Annotated in this window: 23 protein-coding genes and 1 tRNA gene; 17 read left to right on the forward strand and 7 right to left on the reverse strand. The window is 62.5% G+C overall.

What is annotated here, in order from left to right; all coding sequences use genetic code 11:
- The first annotated feature begins 27 nt into the window (after window positions 1-27).
- Window positions 28-1,503 carry a lysine--tRNA ligase gene (gene lysS, locus VFW72_RS08945; protein ID WP_329674179.1) on the forward strand — a complete coding sequence of 492 codons (1,476 nt, stop codon included), beginning with the start codon at window positions 28-30 and terminating at the stop codon, window positions 1,501-1,503.
- 56 nt (window positions 1,504-1,559) lie between these two features.
- Window positions 1,560-2,771: an acyltransferase gene (locus VFW72_RS08950; RefSeq protein ID WP_329673947.1), complete on the forward strand. Its 1,212-nt coding sequence runs from the start codon at window positions 1,560-1,562 to the stop codon at window positions 2,769-2,771.
- Here the strand turns inward: VFW72_RS08950 and VFW72_RS08955 are convergent.
- Window positions 2,768-3,943 (reverse strand): HPP family protein, encoded by a 1,176-nt coding sequence (locus tag VFW72_RS08955; RefSeq protein ID WP_329673948.1) that lies wholly within the window; start codon window positions 3,941-3,943, stop codon window positions 2,768-2,770. The two genes, VFW72_RS08950 and VFW72_RS08955, sit on opposite strands and share 4 nt — an antisense overlap.
- Before the next feature lie 108 nt (window positions 3,944-4,051).
- Between VFW72_RS08955 and VFW72_RS08960 the strand changes: the two genes are divergently transcribed.
- The 9 genes from VFW72_RS08960 to VFW72_RS09000 all read left to right on the forward strand — a co-directional run bounded on the left by VFW72_RS08960 (window position 4,052) and on the right by VFW72_RS09000 (window position 12,458).
- Window positions 4,052-4,639 (forward strand): hypothetical protein, encoded by a 588-nt coding sequence (locus VFW72_RS08960; protein ID WP_329673949.1) that lies wholly within the window; start codon window positions 4,052-4,054, stop codon window positions 4,637-4,639.
- Between the two features lie 25 nt (window positions 4,640-4,664).
- Entirely contained in the window at window positions 4,665-5,282 is a 618-nt protein-coding gene (locus VFW72_RS08965; RefSeq protein ID WP_329673950.1) for a TlpA disulfide reductase family protein, read from the forward strand.
- Between the two features lie 169 nt (window positions 5,283-5,451).
- On the forward strand, window positions 5,452-5,901 hold the full coding sequence (gene aroQ / locus VFW72_RS08970) for a type II 3-dehydroquinate dehydratase (RefSeq protein WP_329673951.1): 450 nt from the start codon (window positions 5,452-5,454) through the stop codon (window positions 5,899-5,901).
- 72 nt (window positions 5,902-5,973) lie between these two features.
- A complete protein-coding gene (accB, locus tag VFW72_RS08975) occupies window positions 5,974-6,432 on the forward strand; it encodes an acetyl-CoA carboxylase biotin carboxyl carrier protein (protein WP_329673952.1) in 459 nt (152 codons plus the stop codon).
- Between the two features lie 15 nt (window positions 6,433-6,447).
- On the forward strand, window positions 6,448-7,797 hold the full coding sequence (gene accC / locus VFW72_RS08980; RefSeq protein WP_329673953.1) for an acetyl-CoA carboxylase biotin carboxylase subunit: 1,350 nt from the start codon (window positions 6,448-6,450) through the stop codon (window positions 7,795-7,797).
- A 15-nt stretch (window positions 7,798-7,812) separates the two neighbouring features.
- Window positions 7,813-8,757 (forward strand): 50S ribosomal protein L11 methyltransferase, encoded by a 945-nt coding sequence (gene prmA / locus VFW72_RS08985; RefSeq protein WP_329674180.1) that lies wholly within the window; start codon window positions 7,813-7,815, stop codon window positions 8,755-8,757.
- An 8-nt stretch (window positions 8,758-8,765) separates the two neighbouring features.
- On the forward strand, window positions 8,766-10,436 hold the full coding sequence (locus VFW72_RS08990) for a zinc-ribbon and DUF3426 domain-containing protein (RefSeq protein ID WP_329673954.1): 1,671 nt from the start codon (window positions 8,766-8,768) through the stop codon (window positions 10,434-10,436).
- Window positions 10,437-10,464: 28 nt separating this feature from the next.
- Entirely contained in the window at window positions 10,465-11,370 is a 906-nt protein-coding gene (locus tag VFW72_RS08995; RefSeq protein ID WP_329673955.1) for a carbohydrate kinase family protein, read from the forward strand.
- A gap of 101 nt (window positions 11,371-11,471) precedes the next feature.
- The gene (locus VFW72_RS09000; protein ID WP_329673956.1) at window positions 11,472-12,458 is read left to right on the forward strand and encodes an endonuclease/exonuclease/phosphatase family protein; all 987 of its coding nucleotides are present in this window, start codon (window positions 11,472-11,474) and stop codon (window positions 12,456-12,458) included.
- A 12-nt stretch (window positions 12,459-12,470) separates the two neighbouring features.
- Here VFW72_RS09000 and gpmA read toward each other — a convergent pair whose 3' ends face one another.
- Entirely contained in the window at window positions 12,471-13,214 is a 744-nt protein-coding gene (gene gpmA, locus VFW72_RS09005) for a 2,3-diphosphoglycerate-dependent phosphoglycerate mutase (protein ID WP_329673957.1), read from the reverse strand.
- Window positions 13,215-13,358: 144 nt separating this feature from the next.
- On the opposite strand from gpmA, the gene VFW72_RS09010 reads away from it, so the two are divergent.
- Together VFW72_RS09010 and grxC are read left to right on the forward strand one after the other, a co-directional pair.
- Window positions 13,359-13,760 (forward strand): rhodanese-like domain-containing protein, encoded by a 402-nt coding sequence (locus tag VFW72_RS09010; RefSeq protein WP_329674181.1) that lies wholly within the window; start codon window positions 13,359-13,361, stop codon window positions 13,758-13,760.
- A gap of 106 nt (window positions 13,761-13,866) precedes the next feature.
- Window positions 13,867-14,124, forward strand: a complete 258-nt coding sequence (grxC, locus tag VFW72_RS09015) for a glutaredoxin 3 (RefSeq protein ID WP_329673958.1) — start codon at window positions 13,867-13,869, stop codon at window positions 14,122-14,124.
- 16 nt (window positions 14,125-14,140) lie between these two features.
- On the opposite strand, the gene VFW72_RS09020 is transcribed toward grxC, so the two are convergent.
- A complete protein-coding gene (locus VFW72_RS09020) occupies window positions 14,141-14,752 on the reverse strand; it encodes a TetR/AcrR family transcriptional regulator (RefSeq protein ID WP_329673959.1) in 612 nt (203 codons plus the stop codon).
- Window positions 14,753-14,836: 84 nt separating this feature from the next.
- Here VFW72_RS09020 and VFW72_RS09025 point away from each other — a divergent pair, with 84 nt between their 5' ends.
- From VFW72_RS09025 to VFW72_RS09035, 3 genes are all read left to right on the forward strand, one after another.
- Window positions 14,837-15,196 carry a DUF1304 domain-containing protein gene (locus VFW72_RS09025; RefSeq protein WP_329673960.1) on the forward strand — a complete coding sequence of 120 codons (360 nt, stop codon included), beginning with the start codon at window positions 14,837-14,839 and terminating at the stop codon, window positions 15,194-15,196.
- A 121-nt stretch (window positions 15,197-15,317) separates the two neighbouring features.
- Window positions 15,318-15,767 carry a protein-export chaperone SecB gene (gene secB, locus VFW72_RS09030; RefSeq protein WP_329673961.1) on the forward strand — a complete coding sequence of 150 codons (450 nt, stop codon included), beginning with the start codon at window positions 15,318-15,320 and terminating at the stop codon, window positions 15,765-15,767.
- Between the two features lie 13 nt (window positions 15,768-15,780).
- Window positions 15,781-16,794, forward strand: coding sequence for an NAD(P)H-dependent glycerol-3-phosphate dehydrogenase (locus VFW72_RS09035; RefSeq protein WP_329673962.1), 1,014 nt, complete (start codon window positions 15,781-15,783; stop codon window positions 16,792-16,794).
- 1 nt (window position 16,795) lies between these two features.
- Here VFW72_RS09035 and trmL read toward each other — a convergent pair whose 3' ends face one another.
- From trmL to VFW72_RS09055, 4 genes are all read right to left on the reverse strand, one after another.
- A complete protein-coding gene (trmL, locus tag VFW72_RS09040) occupies window positions 16,796-17,266 on the reverse strand; it encodes a tRNA (uridine(34)/cytosine(34)/5-carboxymethylaminomethyluridine(34)-2'-O)-methyltransferase TrmL (RefSeq protein ID WP_329673963.1) in 471 nt (156 codons plus the stop codon).
- 9 nt (window positions 17,267-17,275) lie between these two features.
- Window positions 17,276-18,889: an HDOD domain-containing protein gene (locus VFW72_RS09045; protein ID WP_329673964.1), complete on the reverse strand. Its 1,614-nt coding sequence runs from the start codon at window positions 18,887-18,889 to the stop codon at window positions 17,276-17,278.
- A gap of 23 nt (window positions 18,890-18,912) precedes the next feature.
- Entirely contained in the window at window positions 18,913-19,326 is a 414-nt protein-coding gene (locus VFW72_RS09050) for a PilZ domain-containing protein (protein ID WP_329673965.1), read from the reverse strand.
- Window positions 19,299-19,374, reverse strand: a tRNA-Arg gene (locus tag VFW72_RS09055). The genes VFW72_RS09050 and VFW72_RS09055 overlap by 28 nt, the downstream gene beginning before the upstream one ends.
- Window positions 19,375-19,532: 158 nt before the next feature.
- Between VFW72_RS09055 and VFW72_RS09060 the strand changes: the two genes are divergently transcribed.
- On the forward strand, window positions 19,533-20,066 hold the full coding sequence (locus VFW72_RS09060; RefSeq protein WP_329673966.1) for a c-type cytochrome: 534 nt from the start codon (window positions 19,533-19,535) through the stop codon (window positions 20,064-20,066).
- Window positions 20,067-20,145 lie beyond the last annotated feature (79 nt).

A 20,145-nucleotide genomic window follows, 5' to 3' on the forward strand; every position in this document is an offset into this window, starting at 1 on the left:
CAACCCACTCCGCCCGACGACAACCAGCTGATCGCCGAGCGCCGCGACAAGCTCAAGGGCCTGCGCGCAGCCCAGGCCGAGGGACGTGGCGTGGCCTTTCCGAACGACTTCAAGCCGCAGCATCACGCGGCCGACCTGCACCACAAGTACGACGCGGTGCCCAACGAGGAACTCGAGCCGCAGGCGGTGCGGGTGGTGGTGGCCGGCCGCATGATGCTCAAGCGCGTGATGGGCAAGGCCTGCTTCGCGACGCTGCAGGACGGCACCGGCCGCATCCAGCTCTATGTGACGCAGGACGCGGTGGGCGCCGAGGCGCTGGCCGATTTCAAGCGCTGGGACCTGGGCGACATCGTGGGCTGCGAGGGCACGCTGTTCCGCACCAAGAGCGGCGAACTGTCGATCAAGACGACGGCGATCCGCATGCTCACCAAGAGCCTGCGCCCGCTGCCCGACAAGTTCCACGGCATGACCGACCAGGAGCAGAAGTACCGCCAGCGCTATGTAGACCTGATCGTCGACGACACCTCGCGCGCCCGGTTCGTGGCTCGCTCCAAGGCCGTCGCGTCCATTCGCCAGTTCATGGTCGACAACGGCTTCCTCGAAGTCGAAACGCCCATGATGCACCCCATCCCTGGTGGTGCCAATGCCAAGCCCTTCATCACCCACCACAACGCACTCGACCAGGAAATGTTCCTGCGCATTGCGCCTGAGTTGTATTTGAAGCGTTTGGTCGTGGGTGGCTTCGAGCGTGTGTTCGAAATCAACCGCAACTTCCGCAACGAAGGCGTGTCGGTGCGACACAACCCCGAGTTCACCATGATGGAGTTCTACGCGGCCTACTGGAACCACCGCGACCTGATGGACTTCACCGAAGAAATCCTGCGCCACGCCGCGCGCGCCGCCGTGGGCACCGCCAAGCTCAGCTACGGCGGCAAGGAAGTCGACCTGGAGTCGCCCTTTGCTCGCCTGACGGTGCGTGATTCGCTGATCAAGTTTGCCGGCCTGACCGAAGCCGAAGCCGACAACGCCGCCGTGCTGCACGACAAGCTCAAGCAACTGGGCGAAGAGCCTCCTGCCCGCTGGACTCTGGCTGAACTGCAATTCGGTCTGTTCGAAGCCGCGGTGGAGGAAAAGCTGTGGCAGCCCACCTTCATCATCGACTACCCGGTTGAAGTCTCGCCGCTGGCTCGCGCCTCTGACGCCGACCCCAGCATCACCGAGCGTTTTGAGCTGTTCATCACCGGCCGCGAATACGGCAACGGCTTCTCCGAGCTGAACGACCCCGAAGAACAAGCCGCCCGCTTTGCCTCGCAAGCCAGCGCCAAGGATGCCGGCGACGAAGAAGCCATGTACTTCGACGCCGACTACATCCGCGCCCTGGAATATGGCCTGCCCCCCACCGGCGGCTGTGGCATCGGCATCGACCGCCTGATCATGCTGCTGACCGACGCAGCCAACATCCGTGACGTGATCCTGTTCCCGGCTTTGCGCCGCGAGAGCTGATCTAGCCATCCATTTCAGGCCAACCCTCGGCTACCCGATTGAATGCGCTACCCGCGATGACAGCCCCAGCCTTGAACCACGTGCCAACTGAGCGAAATACGTCTATTGAATATCTGCGCTCGCTGGCAATTGGTTTGACGCTGATCCACCACCTGAATGCGCTGTTCTTCTGGAACGACAACAGCAATAGCACCCTGCATCACTACATCACGTTCTGGGGCGGGGTTGATTTGTTCTTTTGCATCTCCGGCTATGTCATTGCGCTATCGGTTTTGCACCGCATTCCAAGCTCACTGCCCGCAAAATACGAGAGAGCACAGACATTTGCACAATTTGCCGTTCCATTTTGGATCCGTCGGGCCTGGCGGCTATGGCCCAACGCATTGCTGTGGGTTGTCATTCCTGGCATAGGCAGCTTGTTTTTCACGCAGTCAGGCGCTTTTGTCCCTGCCAGAACATTCATGGCTGATGGGCTCGCAGCCGTCCTGCATGTCGCCAATTTCCACTGGAATGACTGCTTTAACAACCACCGCGGCCTTTGCGGTTTCCCAACCCAAGTCGGGGTGTATTGGTCACTGTCTCTAGAGGAGCAGTTTTATTTCGTCTTTCCGTTCCTGGCGGTGCTGGCCGGCAAAAGACATCTCCCCTGGCTACTCACTGCGGCCATTGCCATTCAGTTCCCAATCGAACGCGGCGCCTGGGCCCCTGGATGGGGCTTCAGAACGGATGCCATTTGCATTGGGGTCTTTATCGCACTGTTCACTCAGTCACCAACTTATCAGGTCTTGCGTCCACAGTTTGCCCAAAAGTGGCAAAAACGCCTGGTTCAGAGCGTCTTGCTTGGGCTGCTGGTGGCACTGCCCGCTGAACCTACCATCGTGCGATTCAGCACAGGACTGATGGCCATTGTGTGCGGCCTGCTGGTCTGGATCGCCAGTTACGACACCCCACCCAAACCAGCAGAACAGACAGACATCCTGGCTCGACTGACTCTGTGGATTGCCTCGCGCTCCTACTCGATTTACTTGATCCACATGAGCGCGTTCGCATTCACCAGGGAAATCTGGTTTCAGCTGATGCCCTCAGGCACCCAATTCAATGGGCACTACACGTTCCGATTTGCCCTGACCGCACTCGCGCTGATGGTGCTCGCGGTGGAGTTGAGCTATCGACTGGTTGAGTCGCCATGCAGAAAGAAAGGCTCGGAAATCGCCAAACGCATGGAAGAACGCTTGAAAAAAGGCCCCGCAATCTCTTCGAGTTCTTAACAAGTACCTGAGCTTGGCTGTAAAGCCAAGCGGCGGTAGAGGACCGCCGTCACATCCGAATGCGTCACCATGCCCACCACGCGACGGGCCTCATCGACCACCGGCATGTGATGCAGCCCATGCGCTGACAACTGCTGCACCAACTCAGCCAAGGGAGTTTGTGTGCCCACACAGATCACTGAAGGGGTCATGATCTGCCCCACCACCTCGGCCTTGCTTGAGTAATCCCCCGGTGTACGTCGCAGCAGCCCCTGCAAGGTCACAGCCAGCCCAGCCGCCGTGGTGTCATCCAGCTGGCGCAGGTAATCTGCCACCGACAACACCCCCACCAAACGACCGAACTTGTCCACCACCGGCAAAGTCTTGATCTTGTGCCGCCGCAGGAGGTTCCAGGCCTCATCCAGTTCGGTAGCGAATTCCACCGTCACCACATCACGCGACATGATGTCGCCACACGTTTGCCCCATGTGACGATCAAACGCGTGAGCACAGGCTTCGTTGTAGAGCTGAACCAAGTCGTCGCTCTTGACGTCCACAAAGCTGCCCAGCTTGCGCACCGCGTGATCCAGGTCTTCGTGATTCAGCCCCGACCGGGTCAGCGGCATCTCGTCGGCCGTCTGGTGACGATTGCGTGGCGGCTTGTCCGCTCGATGCGGGTAACGGCGCCGCAAGACCCCGTTGTTGATGAGCACCGCGGCCAGCAACAGGCACAGCACATTCGCCGCAACCAGCGCAGCGATGTGAGCGGCATCAGCGTACGAGCCGTGGTGCTCGTGCACCAGCAGCAAGGCCAAAGCACCACCTGGAGGGTGAATGCAGTTGAACCGGGCCATCAGCCACACCGTCAAGCCCACCGCGAGCGCCGCCGACACAAATGGGTAGGGCACCCAATACAGACAAGCCAATCCGGCCGCCGTGGCGCAGGCATACCCACCCAGAACCGGCCAGGGCTGCGCCAAGGGGCTGTGAGACAGCGCAAACAAGATCACCACACTGGCACCGACGGGTGCCAGCAACCAATAGGCCGGCGCCGGAATCAAAGCCAAACCCCAGGCGCATACGACCACAGCCAACAAGGCCCCCAGAGCCGAGCGCACACGCTCGCCCCGCGATAAAGAAGGCGTATCGGCCAACATCAGGTGGCGCACACGCTCAGGTAATTTCCATTGCATCGCACCATTGTTGTGCAAAACCGAATCCCCTTGCAGCGCATCAACCCCCGCCCAGCGCCCGATTGGCCCATCCGCTACGATGACAGGCTCGACGATTCGCTCCCCACCATGTCATCGCACTTCACCCAGGAAATTGCCGCCACGGCCGCCCGCCTCGTTGTCGAGGAGGGGCTGGAGTACGGCCCGGCCAAACGCCGTGCGGCCAAGCAATTAGGAGTGACCGGTCGCGCCGAACTGCCCGACAACGACAGCGTGGAGGACGCGGTACGTGAATACCTCAGCGTGTTCTGTGCCGACACTCAACCGGCCGAGCTGGCCGCCCTGCGCCGCCTGGCCGTGACCTGGATGAAGCGACTGGCTGAATTCCGTCCCCACCTCACTGGCGCGGTGTGGCGAGGCACGGCCACCCGACTCAACGACATCCACCTGCAGCTGTATTGCGACGACAGCAAATCAGCGGAAATTCAGCTGATCAATCTGAACCTGCCTTACGAGGTCGGCGCGGTACCCGGCCCCCGTGGCACCGAGGTCGACCGCCTGAGCCTGACCATTCCCTGCCAGGAGCTGGGCGAGCCCATTGGCCTGCACCTGACCATTCTGGACCTGGACGATCTGCGGGGCGCCCTCAAAGCCAACAGCCGAGGCCAGGCCGAGCGCGGCGACCTCGCTGCCGTCGAGGCGTTGCTCGCCGACTGACCCCCACCCCCTTACCTGTCACACCATGCCCTCACCCCAAACGTCGAAAGTCATCCTGTTCACCGTGGTCGGACTGATCGCCACCGGCCTGGGCGTGTGGTGGTCGCTGAAACAGCCCGCCCCCGCCCTGACCGCCACCCACAGCAGCACGGCGGCCAGTCAACCCACCGCCCCTATCGTCTCGCAAAGCGCGCAAACCCAGCCCAACGCCCAAGCTGCTGACACTCTGCCCGCCGACTTCTGGACGCAGACATTCGACACCCCCGACGGCAAGACCCTGGCCCTGAGCCAATACAAGGGGCAACCCATCTTGCTGAACTTCTGGGCCAGCTGGTGCCCACCTTGTGTCAAGGAGATGCCCGACCTCAACCGCTTTCAGCAGGACATGAAAGACAAAGGCTGGCGTGTCATCGGCCTGGCCGTGGATGGCCCCACACCGGTTCGCGAGTTCCTCGCCAAGGTGCCCGTGACCTTCGACATCGGCCTGGCCGGCTTTGGCGGGACCGAGCTGTCGCAAGCCCTGGGCAACACGGCTGGCGGCCTGCCATTTACTGTCTTGATCGATGCACAAGGCCGGATCGTGCACCGCAAGATGGGGGGCACCACCTATGACGATCTCATCAAGTGGTCACAGACCCATTGACCTCGGCGGATTGACAAGACCGCCGTCTTTGCAGACACTGGCGCCCGGCAGCACGGGCAAGACGCTCGTACCGTTTTTCCGAAAAACGGGTTTTTGCTGCCATTTGCGCGTAAAATGCGCCTACGTTCACTTTCTTGGCCCAACGACTTCGGTCGCAAGCCAATGACGCATGCAGATCCTCGTCCTTCATGGCCCCAATTTGAACCTGCTGGGCACTCGCGAGCCCCAGGTCTACGGTGCCACCACCCTGGATCAGATCAACACCGGATTGACTGAACGCGCCAAGCTGCAGGGCGCCGCCTTGTCTGCTTTTCAGAGCAACCACGAAGGGGCTCTGATCGACCGCGTGCATGCCGCACGCACCGACGGCACTCAGTTCATCATCATCAACCCCGGCGCCTACACCCACACCAGCGTTGCCTTGCGCGACGCCCTGGCTGGGGTGGCGATTCCTTTCATCGAGGTGCACCTATCTAACGTGCACAAGCGTGAACCCTTCCGCCACCACTCTTATTTCTCCGACATCGCCGAAGGCGTCATCGTCGGATTGGGAGCGGCCGGCTACCGCCTGGCGCTCGACGCCGCTCTGGAGCGCCTGGCCGCGCCCCCTCGCAACTGAACCCCTCCCCACGGTTCGTTACCCTGTTTTACCCCGAGCCCAGGCTCGACCGCTTCGCTGGAGATCGCAAACATGGACTTGCGCAAACTGAAAACCTTGATCGACCTCGTCTCTGAATCCAACGTGTCCGAGTTGGAAATCACCGAGGCCGATGGCAAAGTGCGCATCGTCAAGGCTGGTGCCGCCCCGGTGGCCGTGGCCATGCCCGTGATGCAGCAAGCCGCGCCCGCCCAGATGGCCGCGCCCGTTGCCGCCGGCCCCGCCGCCCCCGCCGTCGAGGCCCCCGCGGAAGAAACCGGTCACGTGGTGAAGTCGCCCATGGTGGGCACCTTCTACCGCGCCTCCAGCCCTGGCGCCAAGGCCTTTGCCGAAGTCGGCGACCAGGTCAAGGAAGGCCAGGCCGTCTGCATCATCGAAGCCATGAAGATCATGAACGAGATCGAAGCAGACAAGGACGGCACCATCACCAAGATCCTGGTGGAAAACGGTCAACCTGTCGAATACGGTCAGCCGCTGTTCATCATTGAATAAGGCGGAGGTTTCGCCATGTTCAAGAAGATTCTGATCGCCAACCGCGGCGAGATCGCCCTGCGGATCCAGCGCGCCTGCCGTGAGATGGGCATCCAGTCTGTGGTCGTCTACTCCGAAGCCGATCGCGACGCCAAATATGTCAAGCTGGCCGACGAGGCCGTGTGCATTGGCCCCGCACCGTCGGGCCAAAGCTATCTGCACATGCCCGCCATCATTTCGGCGGCTGAAGTAACCGACGCCGAAGCGATTCACCCGGGCTATGGCTTCCTGTCGGAAAACGCCGACTTCGCCGAGCGAGTCGAGCAATCTGGCTTCACCTTCATTGGCCCCACCCCCGAGTCCATTCGCGTCATGGGCGACAAGGTGTCAGCCAAGCAAGCCATGATCAAGTCGGGCGTGCCTTGTGTGCCCGGCTCGGAAGGCGCCCTGCCAGACGACCCCAAAGAGATCATCAAGATCGCCCGCTCGGTGGGCTATCCAGTCATCATCAAGGCCGCTGGCGGCGGTGGCGGCCGCGGCATGCGCGTCGTCCACACCGAAGCCGCTCTGATTCACGCTGTGCAGACCACCAAGGCCGAAGCCGGTGCCGCTTTCGGCAACCCCGAGGTCTACATGGAAAAGTTCCTGGAGCACCCACGCCACGTGGAAATCCAGGTGCTGGCCGACACGCACAAGAACGCCGTCTGGCTGGGCGAACGCGACTGCTCCATGCAGCGCCGCCACCAGAAGATCATCGAAGAAGCACCAGCCCCCGGCATCAACCGCCGCCTGATCGAGAAGGTCGGCGAGCGCTGTGCTGCCGCCTGCAAGAAGATCGGCTACCGTGGTGCGGGCACCTTCGAGTTCCTGTACGAAAACGGCGAGTTCTACTTCATTGAAATGAACACCCGTGTGCAGGTGGAGCACCCTGTCACCGAAATGACCAGCGGCATCGACATCGTGCAGATGCAGATCCGCGTGGCCGCAGGCGAGAAGCTGCCCTTCACGCAACGCCAGATCGAAATGCGTGGCCACGCCATCGAGTGCCGCATCAACGCCGAAGACCCGGTCAAATTCATTCCTTCGCCCGGTCGCATCACCACCTGGCACGCCCCTGGCGGCCCCGGTGTGCGCGTGGACTCGCACGTCTACACGAACTACTTCGTGCCACCGAACTACGACTCCATGATCGGCAAGATCATCGTGCACGGCGACACCCGCGAGCAGGCCCTGGCCCGCATGCGCACAGCCTTGTCGGAAACCGTGGTGGAAGGCATCCAGACCAACATCCCGCTGCATCGTGAGCTGATGGTCGACGCCAAGTTCATCGAAGGCGGCACCGACATCCACTACCTCGAAAGCTGGATGGCAGCGCGCAAGCGTTGAGGAAGCACCATGGCCCTGTATGAACTGACCTTGCTGGCCAAGGAAGCCGAAGTCGAACTCCTCAGCGATGCGCTGATGGAGATCGACGCCCTGTCTGTGTCGGTGGAAGACGCCGATGCCGACACCGAACACGAGGAAGCTCTGTGGGGCGAGCCTGGCATGCCAGTGGCCCGCGAAGCCTGGCAGCGCTCCACCATCAAGAGCCTGTTCCCCAGCGAAGCAGAGGCACTTGAAGCCGCCACTTTGATCCTCGCGCAAGAGTGGGCCGACGACATCCACATCCAGGGCATCCAGCCGGTGGACGAGCAAGACTGGGTGCGACTGACACAGTCGCAGTTCCAGCCCGTTCCCATCACCGACACCTTCTACATCGTGCCCACCTGGCACGAGGTGCCCGCAGGGGCCACCACCGTGATGCGACTGGATCCCGGCTTGGCCTTTGGCACCGGCACGCACCCCACCACCCGCATGTGCCTGAAGTGGATTGCGCAAAACGCCGCAGCCCTCCAAGGCCAACGCGTGCTGGACTACGGCTGCGGCTCGGGCATCCTGGCCATTGGTGCCGCGCTGTTCGGCTCGGGCCAGATTGATGCCGTTGACATCGACCCTGCGGCGGTCGACGCGACCGAGGCCAATGCCAAGGTCAACCTGGCCCACCTGAAGAATGCCGAGGGCAAAACCCCGATCCACGCCGGCTTGCCCGATCTGGTCGGCGAAGCACAGGGAAGCTATCCCGTCGTGCTGGCCAATATTCTGGCCACACCGCTGAAAATGCTGTCGCCCTTGCTGGCAGGCCATGTGGCCCCGGGCGGCCATCTGGTTCTGGCTGGCATCCTGGCTCGCCAGGAAGATGAACTGAAAGAAGCCTACGCGGCGGTGGGCCTGCAGTTGCAAGTCGCCAACGCCGAAGACGGCTGGATTCTCATGACGGCGCAAAAACCTGCGCAATCGATGGCATAAACGCAGCTATGAGTCTGGCGACACGATGTACCCATTGCGGCACGATCTTCAAGATCGTGCAAGACCAATTGAAGGTCTCGGAAGGCTGGGTGCGTTGTGGTCGCTGCAACGAGATCTTCAATGCCCTGCCGGGCTTGTTTGATCTCGAACGCGAACCGCCGCCTCCCCGCCCGAAGCCACGTACCCCGGCCCCCACCACAGACACCTCGATGGAGGGCCTGGGCTCGGGCGCCAGCACGACGGCATTCAGCGAGCCATCAGCAGCCCCCCCATCGGGGCCCACGCCGCCAGCACCGACGACCGCAACGGTGCCAGCCCCCGCGCCTGAACAGGAGTGGGAGAAGACCGCGCCCATTCGGCCCGGCATGCTCGCCGCCGCACGCGAAGCCCTTGCGACGGACACATCCGCCGTCGCTTCCAGCGCCGCACGTCCGGCCGCTGAAGCCGCGTTCGAGCCAGCACCGACCGAAACGGTCGCGTCTGCACCCGCCGTGGAGGACGACTTGCCCGACAGCCCGCCGGCTGCCGCCGCGGGCACCACGGAGTTCGATCTCGACACCTCGGTGGCCGGGTACATCGACAAGCCGCGTACCGTCACTCAAGCGGTGGAGTCGCTCAACCTGAGCCACAACCCGCAACCGTGGTTGGGTACCCCCCCGGAAGAGGACGTCCCGTCGACCGACGAATCCGATGCACTGGATTCCCGCTACCTCATGCCCTCCACACGGGAGCGCAAGAGCACTCGACGTCGCCAGCGCAACACGCCAGAGCCAGAATTCGCTGACGCCGAATTCCCCGACGACGCCTTCCTGGACGCTGCGGAAGACGAATGGGCGTCGGGCTTCGGTCCATCGGGACTGCATGGCACCTCACCCGGTCAATCCGGCTACAGCACGGCCAGCTTGGCCAGCCCGCCCCCCGAGGCGGCTCCTGTGCAAGCCCTCGCTGACGCAGCCGACGACAATCCGGCCCCAGCGGCTGCAACGGGTGCCGCGCCCCAAGATTTTGTTCCTGAGCAGCCATTGGAGCCGCCCAGCAAGCGCTCCGGCAAGTCAGGAACACGTGGCCGTGACCCTGCGGCCCAAACCCCCGAGTTCGTTCGCCGTGCGCAACGACAGGCCTTCTGGCGCCATCCAGCCACCCGGGTCGTCTTGTCGCTCATGACCCTGGGCCTGCTGACTGCGTTGGGCTTGCAAGTCGCACTGCAGTTCCGCGACCTCATTGCCGCACACCACCCCAACCTGCGCCCCCATCTGGTGCAGTTGTGTGCCCACGCCCACTGCACTATCAAGCCCCCTCTGCGACTGGATGACCTGCAGGTTGAAAGTGCCACGCTGGTTCGAGCCAACTCTGAAGGCCCGGACAACTACCGCCTGGCAGTGGTCGTTCACAACAAGGCACGCATTGACCTGGCCTGGCCGCACATTGATCTGACCTTGACCGATGAGTCAGGCACCGTCATCGCTCGTCGCGCGTTTGCCCCGGCCGACGCCGAATGGCTCGACACCGCCGATGCCAAGGCAGAGGCTGCGCCACGCTCCCCTGCGGCCCAGAACACCGTCAAAGCGGGAACCACACCCGAAGCCGCACCGGCCGACCGCAGCACCACCCTGCTGTGGCACTTGCGCGCACCCGACATCAAGCCAGCCGGCTACACCGCCGAGCTGTTCTACCCCTGACCCTCGATCGCCTCCGATCGCCACCACCATGTCCGTTCTGATCTGCGGCTCTCTGGCCTTTGACACCATCACGACCTTTCCAGGTCGCTTCGCCCAACAGATCCTGCCCGACCAGGTTCACATCCTGAACGTGTCGTTCCTGGTGCCCACGCTGCGCAAGGAATTCGGTGGCTGCGCCGGCAACATTGCCTACAGCCTCAAGCAACTCGGTGGCGAGCCATTGATCATGGCCACCTTGGGCAAAGACGGCGCCCTGTACCGCACCCACATGGAAAGCCTGGGCATCAGCCAGCAGTATGTGCGCACCGTCGACAACGACTACACCGCCCAGGCCATCATCATCACCGACCAGGACAACAACCAGATCACGGCCTTCCACCCTGGCGCCATGGGCCAGGCTCATATCCAGCGCATCGAAGCCAACCCGGCCATCAAACTGGCGATCGTGGCCCCCGATGGACGCGACGCCATGATCCAGCACGCCGAGCAACTGAAGGCCGCAGGCATCCCCTTCATCTTCGACCCCGGTCAAGGCCTGCCCATGTTCGATGGCGAAGACCTCAAGCGCTTCGTCTCGCAAGCCAGCTGGGTGGCAGTCAATGACTACGAGGCCAAGATGCTGGCCGATCGCACCGGCACGACGCTGGCCGAACTGTCCAAGGGCCACCTCCATGGCCTGATCGAGACCCTGGGTGCCGACGGCTGCAACGTCTACATCCAAGGCGAAAAGACCCACGTCCCTGGCGTGAAAGCCGCTGCGGTGGTCGACCCCACCGGCTGCGGCGACGCCTTCCGTGGCGGTCTGCTCTACGGTCTGGTCAATGGCTGGGATCTGGTCAAGTCGGTGGCGTTGGCCAACCGCATCGGCGCCATCAAGATCGCGGCAGCCGGCCCTCAGAACTACACCCTCGATCGCGCCGCATTGGGGCTGTGAGGATGGCTGGCATGGTGTTGCGCCCGAACGCGCCCACGCAGCCAGTCCCGCCAAGAAAGGCTCGCCCTCTGGCGGGCCTTTTTCTTGCCACGTGTGTGGCTTTGGCCGGACTGAGTCCCGCCTTGGGGCAAGCGGGCCTGTTCGACTGGAGCTCCGGCGGCGCCACCAAGGCCACAAGGAGCCTGACACTGGCCACCTGGAACATGGAATGGCTGATGACCCCAGCCACCTACCGCGAACTGGCCTCTCGGTGCACCAGCCAGCAACCCGCCAGCCACGAGCGGGCCTTTCCCTGCTCGCCCGGCAAGCCCATGCCGCCTCAGCGCAGCAATGCCGATTTCGAGGCTCTGAGCCGCACGGCTGAAGAACTCCAGCGCACGCTGCGAGCCGATGTCGTGGCCCTGCAAGAAGTGGATGGCCCCGAGGCCGCCCGTCAGGTGTTCCGACACGGCTGGAAGCTTGACTGCTTCGTGCAACGGGCTCATCCACAAAAGGTCGGCTTCGCCATCCGCGACGGCATTCCCTACCGCTGCAACGGCGACCTCAACGCACTCGACATCGATGGCAGCACCCGAGCCGGTGCCGACGTCACGCTCTACCCTGGCACCCGCCAACAAGTGCGTTTGCTGGCCGTGCACCTGAAAAGCGGCTGCTTCGATGGCCGCATGGACCGCCACTTTTCACCCTGCACCAAACTGCAGGAACAGGCGCCGATTGTGGAGCAGTGGATTGACACCCGTGTCAAGGAAGGTGTGGACTTTGCCGTGCTCGGCGACTTCAACCGACAGCTTGAACGCGATGCCCGTTACGCTGCAGGCCCCGACGAAAACGCGCCAGTGAACCTGGTGCAAGCCTGGAGTGACGATGTGCCCCGCGGCGCCATCTTGCTACGCGCCACCGAAGGTCAACGCTACGAACCGTGCGATGCCCGCGATCGGCACAAGCAGTACATCGACGACATCCTGATCAGCCAAAGTCTGGCGCAAAAAAACAAGGGCAGACGCTTTGCACGTCTGCCCTACGCCCCACAGGACCAGGATCGGCAACTGTCCGATCACTGTCCGGTGGTGTGGTCACTGGAACCGTGAGCCTTCACCCCATCAGGCTTTGCCTTGGGTTGCCACGGCTGCTGCAGCCTTGGCGGCAGCTTCGGCATCACCCAGGTAGTAGTGCTTGATCGGCTTGAGGTCGGCATCCAGCTCATACACCAATGGGATGCCATTGGGGATGTTCAGGCCAACGATGTCGCTGTCGCTGATGTTGTCCAGATACTTGATCAGCGCACGGATCGAATTGCCGTGCGCAGCGATCACCACGCGCTTGCCCGACTTGATGGTCGGCGCGATCTCTTCGTTCCAGTAAGGCAGCACACGGGCCACGGTGTCCTTCAGGCACTCGGTCAGAGGAATTTGCTCAGGGGCCAAACCGGCGTAACGCAGGTCTTGGCGCTGGCCCATGGGGTCATTGGGGGCCAGTTCGGGAGGTGGGGTGTCATAGCTGCGACGCCACACCAGCACTTGCTCATCACCGTGCTTCTGCGCGGTTTCAGCCTTGTTCAAGCCTTGCAGACCACCGTAGTGGCGCTCGTTGAGGCGCCAGCTTTTGACCACAGGCAACCAGATGCGGTCCATCGCGTCCAGGCAGTAGTTCAGCGTATGGATGGCGCGCTTGAGCACCGAGGTGTAGGCGATATCGAACTCGTAGCCCTCTGCCTTGAGCAGTTGACCGGCAGAGATGGCCTGCGACACGCCAGTAGGGGTGAGGTCCACATCGACCCAGCCGGTGAAACGGTTTTCCAGGTTCCAGGTCGATTCGCCGTGGCGAATCAGAACGAGCTTGTACATGGCATTGATCCAGAGGTTGAAAAAGGGGGACCGGCGCGCAGCCAGTGAACCTGGGATTTTATAATCGCCCCCTTGTTCGGTGCCCACCTATTTGCTGGGACCGGCCCTGACGCATTGCACACAGAAAGCCTTTGAATGAACGCCATGAGCTATGTCGCTGACAACTGGTACTGGATCCTGGCCGCTGCGGCCTCTGGCGGCATGCTGCTGTGGCAGCAGGTCAAATCGGGCGGCGCCGGCCTGTCGCCCACCGAAGCGGTGCTCCTGATCAACCGAGAAAAAGCCCAGGTCATCGACGTCTGCGAAGAAGCCGAGTTCAAGGCAGGTCACCTCGTGGGCGCGAAAAACATTCCCCTGAGCCAACTCGGCTCGGCCAAGGGCCTGCCAGGCAACAAAACCACCCCCCTGGTGGTGGTGTGCGCCAGCGGTGTGCGCTCGGCCAAGGCCGTGTCGCAACTGAAGGCCTTGGGCTATGAGAATGCCCAGTCGCTGCAAGGCGGCATGGCGGCCTGGCGCGCGGCCAACCTGCCCATCCAGAAATCCTGAGTTCAGTTTTTGAACCAAGCAGTCACAGAAGCCACAACATCCTGACGGACTTCCCTCCAGACTGACAATACGGAGCAGACAACCTGCTCCGTTTTCATTTCAAGTCATGCAAGCCGTCAAGATGTACACCACGCTGGTCTGCCCCTACTGCCAGCGCGCCAAGGCCCTGTTGCAACAACGAGGCGTCAGCCAGATCGAAGAAATCCGGGTCGATCTCGACCCCGCCCAGCGGGCCCACATGATGGACATCACCGGTCGCCGCACGGTGCCCCAGATCTTCATTGGCGACACCCACGTGGGCGGCTGTGATGACCTCATCGCCCTGGACCAGCAAGGCGGCCTGATGCCTTTGCTGAACGCCTGAGTTCAGGCCCCGTGCGTCACCGCTGGGCTGACGCGCCTGCGGCCTTCAACAAGGCCGCCAAGCCCCCCCTCCCCAATTGCACCAGTTCTGAACGCGATAGCCCCGCGCGGGCGCGCAAGGCCAGCGTGTGCAAGCAGGCCGACACCATGGCGGCCAGTGCAGCCGCATCGGCATCCCCTGCCAGCTCGCCTGCCGTTTGGGCCTGGCGTAAACGCGTTGCCAGCAAGGCATCCTGGGCAGACAAGGCCCGCTGCAGCACCGCCCGGATCTCCGGGTCGTCCATCGCCGCAACCGGCGCCGTGCTGACCATGAAACAGCCACGCCCCTCTTCGTAGAGGGACACCGCCCGCGTCAACAAGCCATCAATCGCGTCGGCCAATACCGGCTGCTGTAAAGCCTCAGCCATGCCCTGCCCCACACGTTCCACATAGACCTGCAAGGCTCGTGCATACCACTGGCGCTTGTCGCCACAGGCGGCGTACAAGCTGGGCTTGTTCATGCCTGTGGCCTGACACAGGTCATCTACCGTGGTCGCGGCCAGCCCCTGGCGCCAGAACAAGGCCATGGCTTGCTCCAAAGCCACCTGCGGGTCATAGGCCTTTGGCCGCCCCCGAGGCTTGGATTCCACTTTTTGTACCATTTGGTTAAAAATCGATTGACCCAGGATATTTTCTTACTATACAGTACAAAAATACTTTCCCGGAGCCCCTCGATGCATGCCGCACACCTGACACTGACCGCCCTCGTGGCCCTGCTGCACCTCTACTTCATGGTGCTGGAGATGTTCCTGTGGACACGTCCCGCCGGGCGTCGGGCCTTCGGCTTGACCGCCGAATTTGCCCAATCGACCAAGGCGCTGGCGGCCAACCAGGGGCTGTACAACGGCTTTCTGGCGGCCGGCCTGCTCTGGGGAGTGGCGCAGGGCGATGCGGGCGCCGGCTTCCGTGTATTTTTCCTGGGCTGTGTTGTCGCCGCCGGCGTGTTTGGCGCGATCACGGTGCACCGCAAGATCCTGTTCGTACAAGGCCTGCCTGCGGCGCTGGCCCTGGGGCTGTCACTGGCCAGCCGCTGACGAAGCGCAAAGGTAAGCGATGGCGGCGCAACAGGGACGCAATGTGTGACAGTTGCGTCATCTGGCTAGGCCATAATCCTTGTCCAACATCTACAACGACGCTGTCATACAAGGATTAGCCATGAGCGAACAAGCACAACCCACATTCAGCATTCAGCGCATCTACCTGAAGGACATGTCGCTGGAGCAGCCGAATGCGCCCAAGATCCTGCTGGAGCAAGGTCAACCTCAAGTTGACGTGCAACTGAATCTGCACGGCGAGCCCGTTCAAGAAGGCCTGTACGAAGTCAGCGTGACCGCCACCGTCACCACCAAGATCAACGACAAGGTACTGTTCCTGGTGGAAGCCAAGCAAGCCGGTTTGTTCGAGATCCGCAACATTCCTCAAGAGCAACTGCAGCCCATCCTGGCCATCGCTTGCCCGCAGATTGTGTACCCCTATCTGCGCGCCACTGTGGCCGACGTCATCAACCGCACCGGCTTCCCTCCCGTACACCTGACCGAAGTGAACTTCCAGGCCATGTACGAAGCCCAGATGCAACAAGCTGGCAACGGTCAAGCTCAAGCCTGAGACGTTCACACTGATGACCCAGGAAGTACAGCGCGCCACCCACATCACCGTTCTTGGCGCCGGCGCGTGGGGAACGGCACTGGCGATCAGTGCCGCCCGCCACAGCGACAACGTGCTGCTGTGGGCCCGTGACGCCAATCAGGTGGCCGAGATGAACTCGGCCCGCTGCAACGCCCGCTACCTGCCAAACGCACCGTTTCCTGATGCCTTGCGCATCACCGACGATCTGCACCGGGCCATCGCTTACGCCCATCGGCCCGATGGGCTGATCATCATCGGCACCCCCATGGCTGCTTTGGGCAGCACGCTGCAAAGTCTGCCCGAAGACGCCGCCGTGTTCTGGCTATGCAAGGGCTTTGAAAAAGGCACGGGGCGCCTGGGTCACGAAGTGGCACAAGCGCTGCGCCCCCGTGCGCGCAGCGGCGTGCTGTCAGGCCCCAGCTTCGCGCACGAAGTGGCCCTGGGTCAGCCGACCGCCTTGGTAGCCGCCAGCGCCGATCGCGCGCTGACGGAGCAAGCCGTGGCGGCCTTCCACAGCGACAGCCTGCGCGTTTACACCTCAACCGATCCGATTGGCGTCGAAGTTGGCGGCGCCGTGAAGAACGTGCTGGCCATTGCCACCGGCATTGTCGACGGCATGAATCTGGGCCTGAACGCCCGCGCCGCCCTGATCACCCGAGGCCTGGCCGAAATGACTCGCCTGGGCGTGGCCCTCGGCGCGCGGGCCGACACCTTCATGGGCCTGTCTGGCCTGGGCGATCTGGTCCTGACCGCCACGGGCAGCCTGTCACGCAACCGCACCGTGGGCTTGCAACTGGCCGAAGGCAAGACCCTTCAACAAATCCTGACCGATCTGGGCCATGTGGCCGAAGGGGTTTACAGCGCGCCGACCGTTTGGGAGCGTGCTCGCAGCCTGGGCGTGGACATGCCCATCACGCAAGCCGTTGTCGCCGTGCTGGAAGGCCGCATTTCGCCGCGAGACGCCGTCGTGGCCTTGATGAGCCGCGAGGCCAAGGCGGAATACTGAATCACGCCCCGCCGGCGTAGCCGTTCTGGCGCCAGGCTTCAAATACTGTCACGGCCACCGCGTTGCTGAGATTCAAGCTGCGCTGATCTGGCCGCATGGGCAAACGCACCCGCTGCGACAGCGGAAAGGTCTCGCGCAAAGCCGGGTCCAGCCCACGCGTTTCACACCCAAACACCAACCAGTCGCCCGGCTGCCAGGCCACGTCGGCAAAGGGCTGGCTGCCCCGCGTGGTGAAGGCGAACATGCGCGCCGGGTCTGGCTGCATGGCGTCCAGAAAGGCCTGCCAGTTGGCGTGCCGTCGCACCGGCGCGTACTCGTGGTAATCCAGCCCAGCGCGACGCATGTGCTTGTCTTCCATCGAGAAACCCAGGGGCTCGATCAAATGCAGCTCGCAGCCGGTGTTGGCTGCCAGGCGAATGACATTGCCCGTGTTGGGCGGGATTTCCGGCTCTACGAGAACGATGCGAAACATGGGGCGGGATTATCCACCCGCCGATTGCTTGAACGCCATCACGGCCTGATTGCGCAAGGTGCGCAGCAGAGACAGTTCGCGCTCATCAATCTTCAAGGAACCGGCCAGCCCCTTGTCAGCGTAGATCAGTCCCAGAACAATGTCTTGCCCACCACGCTTGACCACCATGGGCAACAACAGGAAAGTCGGGGCCTGAACGTGGTCCTTGAACCATTCCGGCAAACGCGACACCACCGCGGGTTTGCTGGCATCGGCAATCAGGGTGTCGAGGTTTTTCAGGCACACCGCAGCGAACAGATCAGCCTGCGCCAATTGCACTCGGTCTACCGGCACCTTGAACACCGCTTTGACCGCATCGGCTCCCTCACCCATGCCGATACGCCCCAGCAACGCGCCCGACTTGGGGTCTTTGAGGCAGAACACCACGCGTCGGCAGTCGAGCGCGCGCAGCATGGTTTCCAGAATCATCTGCAGCACGTCGTTGAGACGGAACTGCTCGACCAGCGTGTTGGTGATGTCCTGAATGCCTGCGGCCAGAATGTCTGACGGCGTCTGCTCGGCCAGTTCAGGCACGTGCTGACTCAATACCGCACTCTGGCTGTCCAACCCCAGATCAGCTGGATCCGGGCCGGCCTGATCGGCATTGGGCGCATCGACATAGAAGGTTTCCAGCAATCGCTCAGCGGGCGAATGCGCGGGCACGCTCAGGTTCAGCGCGTCGGTCATCTCGGTCATGCGCTTGCGTGCACGACCCGCGGCATCTTGCAGGGCATGAGGCGCCAGGTCGAGGGCGCGCGCGTATTGCGCGGTGAGCTTTTCCAACTCCCCACCGAGATCGGCCGGATCGGTCTGGAGCATGGTCAGCGCCCCCTCGTTGGCGAGACTGGCCAGCCACACGACCCGATCAGGCCGCGCCGCCAGTGACACCGAAGGCACGGCCCCATCAGGCTCTGCCATGCAGGTCAGCAAGGCGTCAGGCAGCCCCCACTTGCCACCCACGGCCTGGCCCAGCGCGTCGTAAGACATGCCCAGCACCTGCTCAGAGGCCTGACGGGCATCCAGGGGCTTGCCCGCCAATTCAGCATCTTCCATTTGCACCCGAATCTGCTCAGCATCTTCGGGCAAATAAAACGCCACCAGCAATCGACCCAGGTTGCGAAAGAGCGCCCCGATATAGACCTGCTCAGCCTCTTTCGAGGAGCGACTGAGCTCGGCCGCCAAGGTGCCGGCCATGACCGAGCGCAGAAACTCGACCTTCAGTTGATGGGCATGCCCCTTGTCTGGCATGTGATCCAGCAACATCAGCGACAAAGCCATGTTGCGCACCCCCGCGACCCCGATGAGGGCCACAGCGCGGGAAATGGTGCTGATCTGGTCGGTGCCGGCGCGACGGAAATGCGCGGTGTTGACCACACGCAAGAGCTTTTGCGTCAGGGCCACATCCTGCAGGATCTCGTCGCACAAGGTCTGCAGATTTTCCGTGTCGGACTCGGACAAGGCCTGCACACGGGCAATCGAAGTGGACAGCGCCGGGAAGTCGCTCTTGAAGCGCATGCGGCGCAACAGGTACTCGAGCGTGACGTCGGCGTCCTGAGGGCGGTCGGGATTGGGGGCGTCAGTCATGGGCTCTCATCCCTGCGCCTGCATCAGGCGAGCAATTTCAGAAAGGTCGACCGGGTCAGGTCGTTCATGTCGACAATTTTCAAGCCAATGCGAAACTGTCCGGTCTTGGCCTCAGCCACCACATAAACAATGTTGACAGTGGCTTGCAAAATGGTCGCTTTGGCCGCGCCGCCCGGCTTAGGGGGCATTTCCATCACCAGGGTGAGCTTCTCGCCCATGCGATAGCCGCCGAAATCGCAATGGATACCCGCACCGTCTTCGCTGATGTTGTCGACTGTAACAAATTGCCGATCTTCCACCGAGCGCGCGAGGAACCCTCGCCATCGAACCGGAAGCCGGGGTTTTACTCGCTGTTCCACAAAATCGCGGGTGTTGTTGTTGGATGATGGGCCACAACGGCGAAGAAAGCTGGCGCGGCTGGCGGGGATCGAACCCACGACCCTCGGCTTCGGAGGCCGATACTCTATCCACTGAGCTACAGCCGCACTCGGGAGAATTCTAACAGTGAGCCCCTACGCGACAGTCAGGAATCACCTCGTTTTTCGCAACAACGTCTCATTGCCGCCGCACAAACTATAATTCCCTGTTTCCGGGACGGTTGATGCCGTCTCTTCCCCTCAACTCTGCGCCTCCTGAACAACCCATGAGCCAAGCGCCCCAATCCCAAGACTCCGGCCACGAAGGCCCGATCAAAACGCCTCAGCAACTCATCGTGGCGGTCGTGCTGGCCTTTGTGGTGCCAGTGGCCATCATTGCGCTGCTGGTCAGCTACGTGTCGGCTGGCGGCCGTGGCTCTTCGGGCAGCGATGCCCTGAGCGCCCAAGCCACGTCTGAACGCATCATGCCGGTCGGCACCGTCGAGATCAAATCGGCTTCGGCCAACACAGGCCCTCGCTCGGGTGAAGACGTGTTCAAGGCCCAGTGCTCCACCTGCCACGCCGCTGGCGCGCTGGGTGCCCCCAAGTTTGGTGACGCTGGCGCCTGGGGCCCACGTATCGCCACCGGCTTTGCTGCCCTGGTGAACTCGGCCCTGAAGGGCAAGAACGCCATGCCCGCCCAAGGTGGCGGCGACTTCAGCGACTATGAAGTCGCTCGCGCCGTGGTGTACATGGCCAACGCTGGCGGTGCCAAGTTTGCTGAGCCTGCAGCTCCCGCTGCTGCCGCTTCGGCTCCCTGATCTTTCAGGTCACGCACCAAGGAAAACCGGCCCAAGTGGCCGGTTTTTTCATGCCTGAACAGCGGCGCCTGCGTTTGCA

This window comes from Aquabacterium sp. (assembly GCF_036273115.1).
GTDB lineage: Bacteria > Pseudomonadota > Gammaproteobacteria > Burkholderiales > Burkholderiaceae_C > Aquabacterium.

Bases quoted from the DNA above. Each gene is read 5' to 3' on its own strand.
- VFW72_RS08950 (WP_329673947.1), top strand. From the start codon at position 1,560: ATGACAGCCCCAGCCTTGAACCACGTGCCAACTGAGCGAAATACGTCT.
- VFW72_RS09035 (WP_329673962.1), top strand. From the start codon at position 15,781: ATGACCCAGGAAGTACAGCGCGCCACCCACATCACCGTTCTTGGCGCC.
- VFW72_RS09060 (WP_329673966.1), top strand. From the start codon at position 19,533: ATGAGCCAAGCGCCCCAATCCCAAGACTCCGGCCACGAAGGCCCGATC.
- VFW72_RS09010 (WP_329674181.1), top strand. From the start codon at position 13,359: ATGAGCTATGTCGCTGACAACTGGTACTGGATCCTGGCCGCTGCGGCC.
- aroQ (WP_329673951.1), top strand. From the start codon at position 5,452: ATGCAGATCCTCGTCCTTCATGGCCCCAATTTGAACCTGCTGGGCACT.
- grxC (WP_329673958.1), top strand. From the start codon at position 13,867: ATGCAAGCCGTCAAGATGTACACCACGCTGGTCTGCCCCTACTGCCAG.
- trmL (WP_329673963.1), bottom strand. From the start codon at position 17,266: ATGTTTCGCATCGTTCTCGTAGAGCCGGAAATCCCGCCCAACACGGGC.
- VFW72_RS08990 (WP_329673954.1), top strand. From the start codon at position 8,766: ATGAGTCTGGCGACACGATGTACCCATTGCGGCACGATCTTCAAGATC.
- VFW72_RS09025 (WP_329673960.1), top strand. From the start codon at position 14,837: ATGCATGCCGCACACCTGACACTGACCGCCCTCGTGGCCCTGCTGCAC.
- VFW72_RS08965 (WP_329673950.1), top strand. From the start codon at position 4,665: ATGCCCTCACCCCAAACGTCGAAAGTCATCCTGTTCACCGTGGTCGGA.
- VFW72_RS09045 (WP_329673964.1), bottom strand. From the start codon at position 18,889: ATGACTGACGCCCCCAATCCCGACCGCCCTCAGGACGCCGACGTCACG.
- accB (WP_329673952.1), top strand. From the start codon at position 5,974: ATGGACTTGCGCAAACTGAAAACCTTGATCGACCTCGTCTCTGAATCC.
- accC (WP_329673953.1), top strand. From the start codon at position 6,448: ATGTTCAAGAAGATTCTGATCGCCAACCGCGGCGAGATCGCCCTGCGG.
- gpmA (WP_329673957.1), bottom strand. From the start codon at position 13,214: ATGTACAAGCTCGTTCTGATTCGCCACGGCGAATCGACCTGGAACCTG.
- VFW72_RS08955 (WP_329673948.1), bottom strand. From the start codon at position 3,943: ATGCAATGGAAATTACCTGAGCGTGTGCGCCACCTGATGTTGGCCGAT.
- secB (WP_329673961.1), top strand. From the start codon at position 15,318: ATGAGCGAACAAGCACAACCCACATTCAGCATTCAGCGCATCTACCTG.
- VFW72_RS08995 (WP_329673955.1), top strand. From the start codon at position 10,465: ATGTCCGTTCTGATCTGCGGCTCTCTGGCCTTTGACACCATCACGACC.
- VFW72_RS08960 (WP_329673949.1), top strand. From the start codon at position 4,052: ATGTCATCGCACTTCACCCAGGAAATTGCCGCCACGGCCGCCCGCCTC.